This is a genomic window from Saccharopolyspora montiporae (assembly GCF_015209505.1).
GTDB classification, from domain to species: Bacteria; Actinomycetota; Actinomycetes; order Mycobacteriales; family Pseudonocardiaceae; genus Saccharopolyspora; species Saccharopolyspora montiporae.
Genome location: NZ_JADEYC010000015.1, coordinates 81,154 through 95,134 on the forward strand (window position 1 = coordinate 81,154; position 13,981 = coordinate 95,134).

Annotated in this window: 17 protein-coding genes and 1 pseudogene; 9 read left to right on the plus strand and 9 right to left on the minus strand. The window is 69.1% G+C overall.

Going from position 1 to position 13,981, the window contains the following annotated elements:
* Positions 1–24: 24 nt before the first annotated feature.
* Together IQ251_RS09820 and IQ251_RS09825 are read left to right on the plus strand one after the other, a co-directional pair.
* Positions 25–1,146, plus strand: a complete 1,122-nt coding sequence (locus tag IQ251_RS09820; RefSeq protein ID WP_193928340.1) for a pyridoxal phosphate-dependent aminotransferase — start codon at positions 25–27, stop codon at positions 1,144–1,146.
* A 111-nt stretch (positions 1,147–1,257) separates the two neighbouring features.
* Positions 1,258–1,422: a hypothetical protein gene (locus IQ251_RS09825; RefSeq protein WP_193928186.1), complete on the plus strand. Its 165-nt coding sequence runs from the start codon at positions 1,258–1,260 to the stop codon at positions 1,420–1,422.
* A 6-nt stretch (positions 1,423–1,428) separates the two neighbouring features.
* Here the strand turns inward: IQ251_RS09825 and IQ251_RS09830 are convergent, their stop codons facing one another.
* On the minus strand, positions 1,429–1,974 hold the full coding sequence (locus tag IQ251_RS09830; protein ID WP_193928187.1) for an HAD family hydrolase: 546 nt from the start codon (positions 1,972–1,974) through the stop codon (positions 1,429–1,431).
* Between the two features lie 11 nt (positions 1,975–1,985).
* Positions 1,986–3,014: a helix-turn-helix domain-containing protein gene (locus IQ251_RS20415; RefSeq protein ID WP_193928188.1), complete on the minus strand. Its 1,029-nt coding sequence runs from the start codon at positions 3,012–3,014 to the stop codon at positions 1,986–1,988.
* A 170-nt stretch (positions 3,015–3,184) separates the two neighbouring features.
* Here IQ251_RS20415 and ahcY point away from each other — a divergent pair, with 170 nt between their 5' ends.
* A complete protein-coding gene (ahcY, locus tag IQ251_RS09840) occupies positions 3,185–4,438 on the plus strand; it encodes an adenosylhomocysteinase (protein WP_193928189.1) in 1,254 nt (417 codons plus the stop codon).
* Positions 4,439–4,598: 160 nt separating this feature from the next.
* Here the strand turns inward: ahcY and IQ251_RS09845 are convergent, their stop codons facing one another.
* The 3 genes and pseudogenes from IQ251_RS09845 to IQ251_RS20265 form a co-directional block, all read right to left on the minus strand.
* Positions 4,599–5,813 (minus strand): MFS transporter, encoded by a 1,215-nt coding sequence (locus IQ251_RS09845; RefSeq protein WP_193928190.1) that lies wholly within the window; start codon positions 5,811–5,813, stop codon positions 4,599–4,601.
* A 73-nt stretch (positions 5,814–5,886) separates the two neighbouring features.
* Positions 5,887–6,282, minus strand: a complete 396-nt coding sequence (locus IQ251_RS09850) for an HAD hydrolase family protein (protein WP_228046487.1) — start codon at positions 6,280–6,282, stop codon at positions 5,887–5,889.
* A pseudogene (locus IQ251_RS20265) lies at positions 6,188–6,640 on the minus strand (aminotransferase class III-fold pyridoxal phosphate-dependent enzyme); the annotation flags it as partial. The pseudogene IQ251_RS20265 and the gene IQ251_RS09850, both read right to left, overlap by 95 nt.
* A gap of 184 nt (positions 6,641–6,824) precedes the next feature.
* Here IQ251_RS20265 and hisN point away from each other — a divergent pair.
* Together hisN and IQ251_RS09865 are read left to right on the plus strand one after the other, a co-directional pair.
* Positions 6,825–7,607 carry a histidinol-phosphatase gene (gene hisN / locus IQ251_RS09860; RefSeq protein WP_193928192.1) on the plus strand — a complete coding sequence of 261 codons (783 nt, stop codon included), beginning with the start codon at positions 6,825–6,827 and terminating at the stop codon, positions 7,605–7,607.
* Positions 7,604–8,833, plus strand: coding sequence for an MFS transporter (locus IQ251_RS09865; RefSeq protein WP_193928193.1), 1,230 nt, complete (start codon positions 7,604–7,606; stop codon positions 8,831–8,833). Before hisN ends, IQ251_RS09865 begins: the two co-directional genes overlap by 4 nt.
* Before the next feature lie 716 nt (positions 8,834–9,549).
* Here the strand turns inward: IQ251_RS09865 and IQ251_RS09870 are convergent.
* The 3 genes from IQ251_RS09870 to IQ251_RS09880 form a co-directional block, all read right to left on the minus strand.
* On the minus strand, positions 9,550–9,876 hold the full coding sequence (locus IQ251_RS09870; protein WP_193928194.1) for a type II toxin-antitoxin system PemK/MazF family toxin: 327 nt from the start codon (positions 9,874–9,876) through the stop codon (positions 9,550–9,552).
* Positions 9,877–9,945: 69 nt separating this feature from the next.
* Positions 9,946–10,131 carry a hypothetical protein gene (locus IQ251_RS09875; protein ID WP_193928195.1) on the minus strand — a complete coding sequence of 62 codons (186 nt, stop codon included), beginning with the start codon at positions 10,129–10,131 and terminating at the stop codon, positions 9,946–9,948.
* The gene (locus tag IQ251_RS09880) at positions 10,128–11,150 is read right to left on the minus strand and encodes a threonine aldolase family protein (protein WP_193928196.1); all 1,023 of its coding nucleotides are present in this window, start codon (positions 11,148–11,150) and stop codon (positions 10,128–10,130) included. The genes IQ251_RS09875 and IQ251_RS09880 overlap by 4 nt, the downstream gene beginning before the upstream one ends.
* A 166-nt stretch (positions 11,151–11,316) precedes the next feature.
* On the opposite strand from IQ251_RS09880, the gene IQ251_RS09885 reads away from it, so the two are divergent.
* From IQ251_RS09885 to IQ251_RS09900, 4 genes are all read left to right on the plus strand, one after another.
* A complete protein-coding gene (locus IQ251_RS09885) occupies positions 11,317–11,832 on the plus strand; it encodes a SigE family RNA polymerase sigma factor (RefSeq protein ID WP_193928197.1) in 516 nt (171 codons plus the stop codon).
* 15 nt (positions 11,833–11,847) lie between these two features.
* A complete protein-coding gene (locus IQ251_RS09890; RefSeq protein ID WP_193928198.1) occupies positions 11,848–12,567 on the plus strand; it encodes a hypothetical protein in 720 nt (239 codons plus the stop codon).
* A gap of 117 nt (positions 12,568–12,684) precedes the next feature.
* A complete protein-coding gene (locus IQ251_RS09895; protein WP_193928199.1) occupies positions 12,685–13,008 on the plus strand; it encodes a DMT family transporter in 324 nt (107 codons plus the stop codon).
* Between the two features lie 42 nt (positions 13,009–13,050).
* Complete coding sequence (locus IQ251_RS09900) at positions 13,051–13,674, plus strand: TetR/AcrR family transcriptional regulator (RefSeq protein WP_193928200.1); 624 nt, start codon at positions 13,051–13,053, stop codon at positions 13,672–13,674.
* Here IQ251_RS09900 and IQ251_RS09905 read toward each other — a convergent pair.
* Entirely contained in the window at positions 13,658–13,906 is a 249-nt protein-coding gene (locus IQ251_RS09905; RefSeq protein ID WP_193928201.1) for a hypothetical protein, read from the minus strand. The two genes, IQ251_RS09900 and IQ251_RS09905, sit on opposite strands and share 17 nt — an antisense overlap.
* Positions 13,907–13,981: the final 75 nt, after the last annotated feature.

The following is a 13,981-nucleotide window of genomic DNA, read 5'->3' on the forward strand; positions in this document are numbered from 1 at the left end:
GCGGACGTCGCCCCGTTCCAGGTGATGGAGGTGCTGTCCGCGGCGGCAGCCCGGCAGCGCGAGCGCGGGGACGTGCTCTCGCTGGCCGCGGGCCAGCCGTCCACGCCCGCTCCGGACGCGGTGCGCGCGGCCGCGGTGCGCGCGCTGGAGTCCGACCCGCTCGGCTACACCGAGCAGCTGGGCCTCGTCGAGCTGCGCGAGGCCATCGCTGGGCACTACCGGTCCCGGTGGGCGCTGCCCGTCGACCCGGACGAGGTCGTGGTGACCACCGGCGCGTCCGGCGCGTTCTTGCTGGCCTTCCTGTCCGCGTTCGAGGCGGGCGACCGGGTGGCGCTGGCCCGGCCCGGCTATCCCGCGTACCGCAACATCCTGACCGCGCTGGGCTGCGAGGTCGTGGAGCTGCCCTGCGACGCGGGCACCCGGTTCCAGCCGACCGCGCGGATGCTGGAGGAACTGGACCGGCCGGTGGACGGCCTGGTCGTCGCCAGCCCGGCGAACCCGACCGGGACCGTGCTCGACCCGGCCGAGCTCGCCGAGCTGGCGCACTGGTGCGAGCGGCGCGGCGTGCGGCTGATCAGCGACGAGATCTACCACGGGCTGTCCTACGGCACCGATCCGCGCAGCGCGCGGGAGTTCTCCCCCGCGGCGGTCGTGGTGAACTCGTTCTCCAAGTTCTGGTCGATGACCGGCTGGCGGCTCGGCTGGATGCTGGTGCCGCCCGAACTGCGCCGCGCGGTCGACGCGCTGACCGGCAACTTCACCCTGTGCCCGCCCGCGCTGTCCCAGCGCGCCGCCGTCGCCGCGTTCACGCCCGAGGCGTACGCGGAGGTCGACGGGCACGTGCAGCGCTACCGCAGGAACCGGGAGCTGCTGGTCGGCGGGCTGACCGAGCTGGGCATCGGCGGGCTGGCCCCGGCGGACGGCGCGTTCTACACCTGGGCGGACATCGGGCACCTGGACACCGATTCGGCCCGGTTCTGCCGCCGCCTGCTGCAGGACACCGGCGTGGCCGTCGTGCCCGGCGGCGATTTCGACCCCGCGACGGGCCACCGGTTCGTGCGCCTGTCGTTCGCCGGCGCGTCCGCGGACATCGAGCAGGCCCTGCAGCGAATGGCCGATTGGCTGCCGCGCAGCCCCAGGCCCTGAGCTCGCGACCCGGAGATGTCCCGGAGATCGCCCAGCTGATGCCGGTTGTGCCCGGTCCTTCTGGCAGGCTGGAGCTCTGGGCTCCGTGCGGTCGAACTGAGGTGCGTTGTGATGTTGTGGAAGGTGATCGGCGCTCTGCTGCTGGTCTGGCTCGTGGCCACGGTTGCCGGCATGCTCATCAAGGGCCTGTTCTGGCTCGCCGTGCTCGGCGGTGCGCTGTTCGCGGTGACCGCGGCCGTGGGCTGGGCGAAGGACCGCAAGCAGATCAAGTCCTGACCGGCGTCAGGGCGTGATGGCGCCGCGTTCGCGCAGGCCGGAGCGCGCGGCGGGCGCACCGCGCCACAGCTCGGCCCGCATCCCGCACTCCTGGGCGGCGCGCACGTTGTCCGGGCGGTCGTCGAAGAACAGGCACTCCGCGGCGCGGGCGCCGATCCGGTCCAGCAGCAGCCGGTAGATCCGCGGATCGGGCTTGATCAGCTGCACGTCCCCGGAGAACAGCAGGTGCTGGAAGCCCCGCGTCCAGTCCTGGCGCTCGGCGGCCCGGCCGAACACCGCGGGCGCGTTGGACAGCAGCGCCAGCTGCACGGGTGCGCTGCGCAGTTCGTCCAGCAGGTCCAGCGCGGCCGGATCCGGGTGCAGCCAGCCTGCGATGTCGGCGGCGGTGAGCCGCTCGGCCAGCGGGTCGTCCACCGCGATGCCGAGCCGCGCGCCCACCGCGGCCCAGTATTCGGCGGGTGGCTGGCCGCCGTCGTAGGCGGCGCGCAGGCGCTGTTGCGCCTGACGTGGTCGGCCGAGGTGGGTATCGAGGCGGCCAAGGATGATCTGCATTTCATCGGGGGTCAGCCAGTAGGCCCAGGGGGATCCGGGTCAGCGCTGGAGCGGTGGGCGTAGGCATCCTCAGCGCGATGGATTTGTTCGGCTGCGTGACTGGGTTCGCAGGCGACGGTGTGCGCCCAGGCGGTCCGGGCATGCAGGAGGGCACGGACCGATGGGGTGGCCGCGTCGTCGGTAGCGGCGAGCTCGTCGATGCGAGCCAATGCTGAGCGAGTGACCAGCACTGCCTCGTGTGGGGCGGTGCCGGTTTCGGCAAGGTGGTAGCCGAGGCTCGAAACGAGGTGGGCGGCGAGGACTTGGGCGTTGGCCACGTGGGCGGCTTGGATGCCGTGGAGATAGTAATGCTCGGCGGTGCGAGTGTAGCCAGCGTCAGCGGTGGACCAGCCGGCGAGTTCAGCGAGTTCGGCGAGGACTCGCAACAAAGCACGTCCGGTGGTGTCGGTGAATCTGCTGGTGTGCAGCAGCGAAGCTGCGCCAGCGAGCTCGTCTTGAATGGTGGCGTGTAGGTCGCCACCGGCGACGAAGTCGTCGGCGTGGTGCAGGTAGCGCAGCCGAGCCTGCAAGTGGTTGAGGGTGTCTGTCCCGATCCGTCGGGTTCGCTGGTGAGGTTCGCGAGCCTCGACTAGGGCGGGAGCCGGGGTGATTAACCATTGGTGCGCTACCCGAGCAGTGTGCTCACCAGTCACCTTCCTCACGGGGTTGGTTCCGAGCTGGGAGGCAAGTCTGGCGCAGTCAGCCGAGCTCCACCGGTCTTTGATGAGTTCGGGGACCTCGTCAGCGGTCTCCGCGCGACGAGTCGGTCGCGTGCGGCGACGGGCGCGCGTGTGTTTCGACGCGGGTAGCAGATCCGCGAGCTGATCCAGCGACAGCGCCAGTTCACGGGCGAGCGCAACGCGCATGCGTGGTGATGGTGGTGAGGTGCCCCGTTCCCAGCGGGCGATGCTGGAGACATCGACACCGAGCTGCCGTGCGAGCGATTCTTGAGTATGACCATGTCGGCGGCGTGTATCGGCCAGTGTCGAGGGACGAACCATGTGCCGTGAGGTTAATGGGGGCGAGCACGGCGGTTCCAGTGGCGATGCTTCGCCAGCCCTGCCGGGCGCCAGGTGGTGAGAGGTTGATGCAGGGTTTTTGCCCTGGTCTCCGGCGGGGCCGGGCCGGTGAAATCGGGGCGGTTCTGCAATTCGGGAGGAAGGACGAGCCGATGCCGCTATTGAGTGATCCCGCTTTGGCCGACGAGGGTGCCCGCAAGATCGAGTTTGCCTACACGCGCATGCCGGTGCTGGCCGAGCTGACCTCGCGGTGGGCCGAGAACAAGCCGCTGCGGGGCCACCGCATCGCCGCATGTCTGCACGTAACCACTGAGACGGCCAACCTCTGCCGCGCTCTGGTGGCCGGCGGGGCGCAGATGGCTCTATGCGCCTCCAACCCACTATCCACCAAGGACGATGTGGCGGCGGCGATTCAGCGCGACATCGGCGCTGAGGTCTTCGCTATCCACGGTTGCGACCGAGAGACTTACTACCAGCAGGTGGCCGGGGTGCTCGACATCGAGCCAACCCTGATCGTCGACGATGGAGCAGATCTGACTGCCACCGTGCACGAGCACCGCCCCGATCTGCTGCCCGCGATCGTCGGGGGAACCGAGGTTACCTCCACTGGGGTGGTACGAATGCGGAATATGGCCGCCGATGCCGCCCTGGCCTACCCGGTGTTGCCGACCAACGATGCATTGACCAAGCACTTGTTCGACAACCGCTACGGAACCGGACAGAACACCATCGACGGGCTGCTACGGGCCACGAACATGCTGCTGGCCGGAGCCACAGTCGTGGTCGCCGGCTACGGCTGGTGTGGACGCGGCGTGGCCGCGCGCGCCCGCGGCATGGGTGCCGAGGTGATCGTCACCGAAGTCAACCCTGTCCGGGCACTGGAAGCCAAACTCGATGGGATGCGCGTGCTGCCCATGCGGCAAGCCGCACCCCAGGCAAGTGTCGTGATCACTACGACAGGCAACCGAGACGTGGTCACCGTCGAGCACATGCGCGCCATGCCGGACGGGACCGTGATCGCCAATTCCGGACACTTCGACCTGGAAATCACCGTCGACGAACTCACGACCACGGCAACCAGCCGGCGCTACGTGCGCGAGAACTGTGTGGAATACACCCTGCCCGAAGGGCACCGAATTCTGCTCCTGGCCGAAGGACGTCTGCTCGGACAGGCCGCCGCTGAAGCCCACCCGGCCGAAGTCATGGACATGACATTCGCGACTCAAGCACTCGCAGTGCGCTACCTCGCCGAGAACACCGACGAACTCGAACCCGCTGTGCACCCGATCCCGGTGGCCATCGAAAACGAAGTCGCCAGCAGCAAACTCGCTGCCTACAACATCACCCTAGACGAGCTCACCAACCGGCAACAGAGCTATCTCACCTCGTGGCAACTCGGAACCTGAATCCGAACCGCAGAACGACCATCATGCTCCAGCTTCGGCCTCACTCGTGGGCTACGCCCCCGACCCGCAACACCTAGCGCTACCCAGCCCCACGGGGTGTTTCGCCCTCTTCTTGGTGGTGCTGCGCGGAGGGTCTCCTGTGAGGATGCGTGGATCTGCCCTACTGCGCGTGCTGCTTGGTGCGTGGCTTGGGGCGCACGAACGACGGTGCGGCGACAACCAGTGCGACCGTCGCCATGGCAACACTGGCCGCAAGCGCAAGACGGCTGGAGACGGTGTCGGCGGCGAAGCCAGCCAGGGCGGATCCGGCGGCGTTTCCGGCACCGAACGCTGTGATCATCCAAGCGTGAGCCTCGGTGATGGTTCCTTCAGGCGCGAGTTGGCCGATGAGAGCGAACGAGCACGCCAGGACAGGGGGGAGTGCGAGACCGCTGAGAATAGCCAGCACCGCCATCGCTGGTATCTCGAGCTGGATCACCAGTGGGGCGTACCCCAACCCCAGCGCGCACAACAGGAGCTGTAGCCGTCGATGCTCGTCCCCGGCCGCCGAGAGCATGGTGTAGGCGATACCTCCTGCCAGGGCTCCGACGGCGTTGGCGGCGATCAGCCAGCCGGCGGCCGCGGGTGCGGCGCTGTGCTCAGCATAGGCGGTGATCCCAACGGTGAAGGCTCCAATGGTTGCGCCGACGAACAGCAGGGCTGTTAGGAGCCTGACGAGGGACACGGAGCGCAGTGGTCCTGCCCAGTGTGCAGTGGTGGGGGCACCACGCCATTGACGAGCGGGGGCTGCGGTGGCAAACCACAGGCTGCCGGTGATTCCCAGAACGCCCGCGGTCACCAAACCGATCCCCGGGTCAGCCAGCGCGCTGGTAGCCAGAACCACGAGCGGACCGACGACGAAAATCAGTTCTTGGGTGGCGGCATCGAGGGAATAGGCAACCCGCACGGCGTGCTCGTCACGCAACACGGGTGACCACAGCACGCGCAGGCAGGGTTCCAGCTGCGGTGTTGCCGCTCCGGCCGCGGCGGCCAAACCCATCGCGGTGACGGGCGTTGTCGTGGGATCAACCGCTGCGAGACCGATGAAAGCGGCCGCCGAGATCAGACCGGAGATGATGAGCGTGGGCGGCTGCCGGGTGCGGTCGATCAGTCGCCCGAGCAGTGGGCCACCGACGGCCGCGCTGGCGGCATAGATTGCCGACAGGGCGCCAGCGAGGGTGTAACTGCCGTCGTGCGCACGCACGCTCAGCAGAATTGCCAGTGCGGCCATGCCCGTGGGCAACCGACCTACCAACGACGCTGACAGCAGGCGTGCCACTGACGGCGTGGTCAGGATCTCGCGAGTAGGCGTAAGCCTCGACGAGATCGTGGCCATGGTGTTTCCTCCAGCTGGTCATCCAGCGGGTCAGCTCTTCCGTGCGGCGACGACTGTGGCGCCGTCGACCAACCTAACGATCAGGCTTAAGCGCACTACGTGCTTTGGCACCTCGAACGATCGCGTGCAGGGCAATCGCGACACCGTGAGCATCCTGGTGCGGCAGCTCGTAGGTTGCATGCTCGAAGACCGCAGGATGCGCGTTGCCCATCGCCAGGGACACGCCCGCAGTCTGCAGCATCGTGATGTCGTTGGGCATGTCCCCGATCGCAGCGCACCGCTCGAGGCAATAGCCGCGGTCGGCGGCCGCGGCGCGTAGAGCTGCACCTTTGTTCACTCCGGCAGCGTCGACGCCCCGTCTCGATCGCCGCGAGACGCAGCGCGGCCGTGACGGCCTCGGAGGCGGTCTTGAAAAACGCTCCGCGCCTGCCAGGCTGGTCGACCAACAAACGATCAAGGTATTCCTCATGGAAAGAGGTGTAGCCCGGCATCATCACACCGTTGGTGAGCGATTCGGCTACCGCCTGGGTAAACGATTCCGTGTTGTGGCCAAGAACAACCGGACCGTATCCCATGACAAAGTCGAGGTACGTTGTTCCGTCGGTCGCCTGTACCTCCCCGCCTTGTCCGTTACTAAAGACGAGTTGACCGCTTTCTGTCTTGAATTTTTTCGTGATCTTAGAATGAACCGTACGCTTTTCGTTCGCGCGTTCCGATGAAGTTGCCACACGTCCCCCGGCAATAGCTTCCCGAAAGTGATACGGGAAGTGTCTTACCCCGACCCCAGCAGCTTGCAGGTAACAACCTAACGGGGTGCGGCACCCCACCCAACACTCTGATCGAGTGACAAAGCAGTGAAAAAATTATCACCCTGAGTAATTGCTCAGGGCGGCATTCTTCTTGCGTGGAAGAAACTGTGGAAGCAGGGGAAAGACGCCTTTGGTTCACTTCGTGTTCAATTCATTGGTTGCCGGATGACCTGTGGTGGTAGATATGGCAGTGTGAGCGAACATGAATGTCGACTCCTCCGATGTGAAACTCGCGGAACTACTTGCCGACACTGCGGACGCGATCACGACCTCTCGCGTAGGCAGCAGCAACCTCCGTGTTGAGCGCAAGCCTGACCGGACACCGGTCAGTGATGCCGACACCGCCGTCGAGGACGAGGTCCGAGCGGTTCTGGCCCGGGAGCGCCCCGACGACACCGTCGTCGGGGAGGAAGGCGGCGGTGCCATCACTTCGGGACGTACCTGGGTAATCGATCCGATCGATGGGACGAAGGCGTTCCTACGCGGGCTGCCGGTGTGGGCGACTCTGGTCGCCCTGCTCGTCGATGGTCAGCCGGTGGCTGGAGCGGTGAGTGCTCCTGCGCTCGGTCGACGCTGGTGGGCCGGGCTGGGGCACGGCGCCTATGTGCGTGGTTTCGACGGCGAGACGCGCCAGATGGCTGTATCGGCAGTGTCGCAGTTGGACGATGCCATCGTGTCGAGTTCGCATCTGGGCACCTGGCCGGAGTTCCACAACCGGGATGCTTACCTCTCGCTAGTCGACGCGTGCTGGGAAGACCGCGCCTACGGTGACTTCTGGTCGCACTGCTTGGTGGCTGAAGGTGCGCTTGATCTGGCTGCCGACCCGATTGTCAATGCGTGGGACGTGGCCCCACTGAAGATCGTTGTGGAGGAAGCCGGCGGCCGGTTCACGGATCTCACCGGCGCCGACACGATCACTGGGGGCAATGCGCTGTCCACGAACTCGCTGCTGCACGGGCGGGCACTGACGCTGCTCGCCCGGTGAACAGCTGGACAGCACGGCTCGAAGGACGCATCTTCATGGGACATTCCTACCGGGACTGCTTCGCGCAGCCCTATACCAAGTATTTGTTGACAACGAATTTGCTCGGGCGACTCCAGAACGGGATGGGGCCGCTGTCGATCGCGCTGGTGCTGCGCAGTCAGCAGTTGCCGTACGCGCAGGTCGGCGTGCTCGTAGGGCTGTTCGCAGTAGCGACTGCCATCGGCGGCCCTCTGCTCGGACGCCTTGTAGACAAGACCGGCCAGACTCGGGTGTTGGTCACCTCGGCGTTTGGATCCGCGGTCGGCTTTGCACTCCTGGCGCTCGGTGCGGACTCACTGTTGCTCGCAGCCGTGGCTGTCGTCCTGGCCGGAGGATTGACACCACCACTCGAACCCTGCCTGCGCAGCCTGTGGGAGAAACTGCTCGGGCAGCAGCGGCTCGTGGCGGCTGCGTACTCACTCGACGCCTCGCTACAGCAAATCGTGTACGTGACCGGCCCATTGCTGGTCGTGGCGATTGCGGCGGCCACCTCGCCCACTCTCGCGGTGTGGTGCGTGGCCGGCGCCACCCTCGTGGGAACACTGTTGTTTGCACGAGCACGCCCTGTGCGGCAGTGGCAGCCCAGTCATTACGAAACTCGGTCTTGGGCAGGCCCGCTGCGCTCCTCGGAACTCCGCAAGACCTTGCTGAGCCTCGGTGGGGTCGGATTCGCTCTCGGGGTCTTTAGCCTCGCCACCGTGATGTTCGCTGAGGCAAACTCGACTTCCGGCGACATGTCGGGCCTGCTTTTGGGGGCACATGCGGCAGGCGCGCTCATCGGCGGACTCATCTACGGCTCTCGGACGTGGCCAGCCAGCGCTGGAACACAGCTGCCAATACTGTTTGCCGGGCTGGCTTGCTGCTACCTGCCCCTGCTGACGCAGCCATCCCTAGCCATCATGATCGTGCTCATGGGCATTGCCGGGATTTTCCTCTCTCCTGTGCTGGCCTGTGGTTTCGTGATCATCGGCGAGGTAGCCCCCCAGGGGACGAAAACCGAGGCCTTCGCGTGGGTCGTGACGATCACCCTCATCGGTAACTCGCTCGGCTCCGCAACCAGCGGTGCGGTCCAAAGCGTCGGTCTCATGGCCGTTTTCGCCCTGCCCGTGGCCGCTGCGGTCGCGGGACTGGTCGTCGCTCTGACCGTGCATACCGAAGACACTTCGGAACTGGCCCATGATCGCTGACTTGGTGAACGTTTCGGCGCTGGGTCCCCACGTCCGGGCCCGGGGCTACCTGCACCACAGATGATCACTCGGCTATTCGAGCACTACCGACAGAACCGGCGAGGGCGATTTCGGCGGCCAACATCGGCCCAGGCTGGCCGGTCACCCACACTGCGTCGATGACGATCCCGCGCACGAGGTGCGCGAGCTGCTGCCACTGCCGGCCGGTCCGGGGCGCAAGTTCCGCGCGCTCGGCGGCCAGCCCACTGGACAGGGTGTCTTCCGGCAGTCGTAGTCCGGGCGGTGCAGGTACCGTGCGGCTGCGGGCGACCGCGGCGGAGGCGGCTTGCTGGGTGATGCCGAGGTCCTCGGCCAGCGAGGTGATCCCCCGCGGCCGCGCCGGTCGGCTTCGGTAGCCAGCAGTTGGGCGCGTTCGTCTGCTCCGGCACCGGCTTCGGCTTGCCCGCGGGCGATGGGGTCGGCCGCGGCATCCAGTCGCGTCTTGAGTTCCGGGTCCAGCATGCGCATTCCCTTTTTCAGGGTGGGGTGGCCGAGGAGGTCGGCCACCCCACCTCCGCACCACCTCGGCGCCGTAGGTCCGGGCCGCGGACGATGCTCCGCGCGCCACTTCGACCGCTGCGCGCGAGCCTCAGACCCCACCGCTGATGGGGCTTTGTGCGGTTCCGTGGGTTGTTCTTCAGGGCGCCAGCGCCCGCCCCGCACCGGACGGCCGGGCTTCAGGTGGCGATGCCGAGGAACACGACCAGGGCCCGGGCCGACCCCAGCAGCGTCGCGTCGTCGAGCTGGCCGACCCGGTCGCGCAGGTGCTCGCGGCGCATCGTGGTGAGCTTGTCGACCATGAGGCTGCTGTCGCTGCTCAAGCCGGTGGTGACCGCTGGCGCCGGCACGCGCAGCAGCGGCGCCGCGGTCGGGTCGGTGGTCAGCGGGCACACCGTCACCGACGCGGTCTCGGCGAAGGAGTCATCTTGCACGATCGCCACCGGGCGCGGTTTGCCCGTGTAGACCCCGCGGGCCGCGGCGATGTAGATCTCCCCGCGCCTCACGCGTCGGTACCGTCGTCGGGCTCGTCGGGGCCGAATTCGGAGACCGCGTCGACGAACGCCTGATCGTCCTCAGCGTGCTCGCTGGCCGCCACCGCGGCCGACTGGGCCGCCGCGGCGGCGGCGCACCGCGTAGTAGGCGTCGGCGAACGCGTCCCGGCCCGCGCCGAGCATCGCCGCCATCTCCTCCAGCGCGGTCGTCGGGAGGCTGATGACCTCGCCGTAGTCGAAGACGACCCAGCGCAGGTGGCCGGTCACAGCCCGGCTCCGCGGATCCGGCGCAGCGCGGTGTCGACATCGGCCTTGCCCACGTCGCGGTGCGTGACGAACCGGATGGCACCGGCCATCGGCACCGCGAGCACTCCGGCGGCGCGCAGCCTGCGCAGCGTCAGCCGGGTGTCCGGGACCGAGGCCAGCACCATGTTCGTCTGCGGTGCGCCGACCTCCCAGCCCAGCTCGGTGAGTCCGTCGGCCAGCGCTCGCGCGGTCTCGTGGTCCTCGGCCAGCGCGTCGATCCGGTCCAGCGCGCGCAGTCCGGCCGCGGCCAGCACCCCGCCTTGCCGGACGCCGCCGCCGAGCATCTTGCGCACCCGGCGGGCTTCCTGCACGAAGTCCTCGCCGCCCGCCACGACCGAACCGACCGGTGCGCCGAGCCCCTTGCTCAGGCAGACCTGGACGCTGTGCACACCGACGGTCAGCGCTGCGGGCGGCACGCCCAGCGCCACGGAGGCGTTCCACAACCGCGCGCCGTCCAGGTGCACGCGCAACCCGGCGTCCCGGGCGGCGGCGGCCAGCCGGGCGTGCTCATGCGGGGGGACGACGGCGCCGCCGGCCTCGTTGTGCGTGTTCTCCAGGCACAGCAGCGTGGTGCGCAGCGCGTCGTACGGCGTGTCCGGTTCGGTGTTCGCGCGCACGGCCGCGGGTACCGGACGACCGGGCCCGGCGTCCCAGTCCAGCGGTTCCGGCATGCCGCCGGCCAGCCACGCCGCGGAACCGAGCTCGTGGGCGAGCACGTGCGCGCCGCGCGGGGCCAGGAACCGGTCCCCGCGGCGCAGGTGCAGGCACAGCGCGATCAGGTTGCCCATCGTGCCGCTGGGCACCCACAGCGCGGACCGGGTGCCCAGCAGTGCGGCCACCCGTTCTTCGAGGGCACGCGTGGTCGGGTCGTGGTCCAGCACGTCGTCGCCGACGTCGGCGGCCGCCATCGCCGCGGACATCTGCTCGTCGGGACGCGTGACCGTGTCGGAGCGCAGATCGATGGGTGCCGGTTTGGTCACGATGCGATCACACCACACCGGCACCGGGGCGGGGCAATGCCCGCGGCGGGACGCCGGGCGCGACTGAGGTATCAATCACGGGTGGAGCATCCGCGCCCGGCGTGCAACCGTGGGGCGCGGCAGTCCCGTCCCCCCTGGGCAAGCACGAACGAGCGGAGAGTTCCGCGTGGACCAGCACGAGGAGCAGGAGTTCGCGGAGTATTTCGCGGCCCGACGGGAGGCGGTGCGTCGGATGGCGTACGCGATGTGCGGTGACTGGCACCGCGCCGACGACCTCGCGCAGACCGCGTTCATCGCGCTGCACCGGCACTGGCGCAAGGTGCGGGACAAGGGTGCGCTGGACGCCTATGTGCGCCGCACCCTCACCAGGGCGGTGATCGACGAGTCCCGCCGCCCGTGGCGCCGCGAACATGCCGCGGAGGTGCTCCCGGACCGGCCGGACGGCGCGGGCCGGGTGGACGATGCGGTCGCGGTCAAGCAGACGCTGCTGGACGGTCTGCAGCAGGTGCCGCCCAAACAGCGCGCCGTCCTGGTGCTGCGCTTCCTGGAGGGGCTGGACGTCACCGGCGTCGCCGAGGTCATGCGGTGCAGCGAGGGAACGGTGAAGAGCCAGTGCGCCCGGGGGCTGACCGCGCTCCGGGAGGCGCTGGGCGATGAGCTGGGGGATCTGCGGTCGGCGTGAGGGAGGTGTGAGCAGGTGGACGAGCGCGAGCTCCAGGAGTTGTTCCGCGGGAGCGTCGGATCGGTCCCGCCGGCGTCGTTCGACGAGCGGGACGTGGCCCGCGCGTCGCGGCGGATCACCGCGCGGCGACGGACGGCGGCCGTAGGCGGTGGTGCGGCGGCGGCTGCGGTGCTGGTCGTGGGCGGTCTCGCCGTGAGCGGGGGCTGGTTCACCGGCCCGACCGACGAGCTGGCCGGTCCGCCGCCCGCCCAGCACGAGCGCAGCGGTCCCGAGCCGCGCGGGGGGCAGCCGGACGAGCCGGGAGCGGGCACGTTCGGTTCGGACTCCGGTGGTTCGGACTCCGGGAAGCCGGGCGTGCTGGCCGAGCCCCGGTCCGGTGGCTGCGGGCCGGATCGCGGCCTGGCCGATGCGGTGGCCGATCAGCTGCCGGAGGCGGCGGGGACGAGGCCGGTTCCGGCCGGGGAGGGCTGTTCGCCCGGGGCGCGGGCGGCCGCGTTCGAGCTGCGGGACGGTCGTTCGGCGGGCAATGTGACGGTGATCGTGGGGCCGGAGGGCGCCGTCGACCCGGCCGGGCCGGGTGAGTCGCAGCGGCCGGACGGTGCGCTGCAGGCGGTGCGCGAGGCGCGCAGCGGGCAGCTGGTGGTCGTGGTCAGCGCCCCCGACGCCGGTTCGCCGGCCCCGCCGTACGGCGCTCGGTTGGCCGCGATCGCGGGCGGGTTGGCCGACCGGTACTGAACCGCCGCGCCGGTCGTTCCGGTGCCCCCGGTGTTCTTCGGCACCAGATCGGTACGTCCGTACCAAAAAATTGGTACGTTGGTACTAGAAATCCGGACCGAGGGAAAGGGGGCCGCCATGGCCTGGATCGTGCTGATGATCTCCGGCGTGCTGGAAGCGGGCTGGGCCGTATCGCTGAAGCTCTCCGAGGGCTTCAGCCGGCTCGTGCCGACGCTGTGGTTCCTGGTGCTCGCGGCGTTCAGCTTCGCCGGCCTGGCCTGGGCCATGCGCGAGCTGCCCGCGGGACCCGCCTACGCGGTGTGGACCGGGATCGGGGCCGCGCTGACCGCGGTCATCGGGATGGTGTGGCTCGGGGATGGCGTCTCCGTGGCCAAGGTCGTGTCCATCACGCTGATCATCGCGGGTGTCATCGGGCTCAACCTGGCCACCGGCGGGCACTGAGGTCCCGTCCCCGGCGGGACCGGGCGAATAGGATCGGATGGCATGACGACGGCCAGCACCCCCAAAGGCGAGCGGCGCAGGCAGGCACTCGTGGCGGCCGCCGCCGGGCTGCTGACCGAGGGCGGGTTCGAGGCCGTGCGCCACCGCGCGGTCGCCGAGCGGGCGGGGCTGCCGCTGGCCTCCACGACCTACTACTTCTCCTCGCTGGACGACCTGCTCGCCGCGGCGGTGGAGCACGAAGCCCGGGGTGAGCTGGCCGCGGCCCGCGCACGGCTGGACGAGCTCACCGACCAGGTGCGCAGCACGGAGGCGATCGTCGAGCTGATCCTGGATCTGCTGCTCGGGCCGAGCTCGCGCGACGGCGGCGTGCAGTCGGTGCTGCTGCGCTACGAGCGGTTCGTCGGTTCACCGCGCCGCCCGTACCTGGCGCCGCTGATGCGCGACCTGGCGGGCGAGACGCACGGGCTGGTGGCCGAGATCCTCAGCCGCAGCGGCGCCCCGGTGTCCGCCGACCGGCTGGCGGAACTGATCGCGCTGGTCGACGGGGCCGTGGTGAACGCGCTCATCGAGAGCCGGCCGGATCCGCGCGGCGCCGCCCGCGGGATGCTGCGCGCCCAGCTCGGCCCCGAATCCTCCGACGCCGAACGGCTCAGAAGTCCCAGCTGACCTCGGTGTAGTCGCCGTTCTGCGCCTGCTGCAGGCAGTCCTCGCACAGCGTCCGGACCGAGGTCGAGCCCGGTTCGCGGCCGCTGGGCGTGGGCTGCGGGATCTTCAACTGCGCGCTGCACAGCGCGGGCACCCACTGGCCCGCGTAGACCGCCCCCGGCCGGATGGTGGTGGCGTGCCTGCGATCGGTACCGAGCCCGACGATCCAGAACAGGTCTTCGTCGTGGAACATCCGTCCGGCTACCCGCTTCCGCGTAGTCGTGGGCCCGGTCGCCGCCGGGTGCGGATCAACAGTAGGTCGCCCGGC

Coding starts and splice junctions, on each gene's coding strand:
- IQ251_RS09820 (WP_193928340.1), top strand. CDS start 25: ATGGAGGTGCTGTCCGCGGCGGCAGCCCGGCAGCGCGAGCGCGGGGAC.
- IQ251_RS09825 (WP_193928186.1), top strand. CDS start 1,258: ATGTTGTGGAAGGTGATCGGCGCTCTGCTGCTGGTCTGGCTCGTGGCC.
- IQ251_RS09830 (WP_193928187.1), bottom strand. CDS start 1,974: ATGCAGATCATCCTTGGCCGCCTCGATACCCACCTCGGCCGACCACGT.
- IQ251_RS20415 (WP_193928188.1), bottom strand. CDS start 3,014: ATGGTTCGTCCCTCGACACTGGCCGATACACGCCGCCGACATGGTCAT.
- ahcY (WP_193928189.1), top strand. CDS start 3,185: ATGCCGCTATTGAGTGATCCCGCTTTGGCCGACGAGGGTGCCCGCAAG.
- IQ251_RS09845 (WP_193928190.1), bottom strand. CDS start 5,813: ATGGCCACGATCTCGTCGAGGCTTACGCCTACTCGCGAGATCCTGACC.
- IQ251_RS09850 (WP_228046487.1), bottom strand. CDS start 6,282: ATGAGGAATACCTTGATCGTTTGTTGGTCGACCAGCCTGGCAGGCGCG.
- hisN (WP_193928192.1), top strand. CDS start 6,825: ATGAATGTCGACTCCTCCGATGTGAAACTCGCGGAACTACTTGCCGAC.
- IQ251_RS09895 (WP_193928199.1), top strand. CDS start 12,685: ATGGCCTGGATCGTGCTGATGATCTCCGGCGTGCTGGAAGCGGGCTGG.
- IQ251_RS09900 (WP_193928200.1), top strand. CDS start 13,051: ATGACGACGGCCAGCACCCCCAAAGGCGAGCGGCGCAGGCAGGCACTC.
- IQ251_RS09905 (WP_193928201.1), bottom strand. CDS start 13,906: ATGTTCCACGACGAAGACCTGTTCTGGATCGTCGGGCTCGGTACCGAT.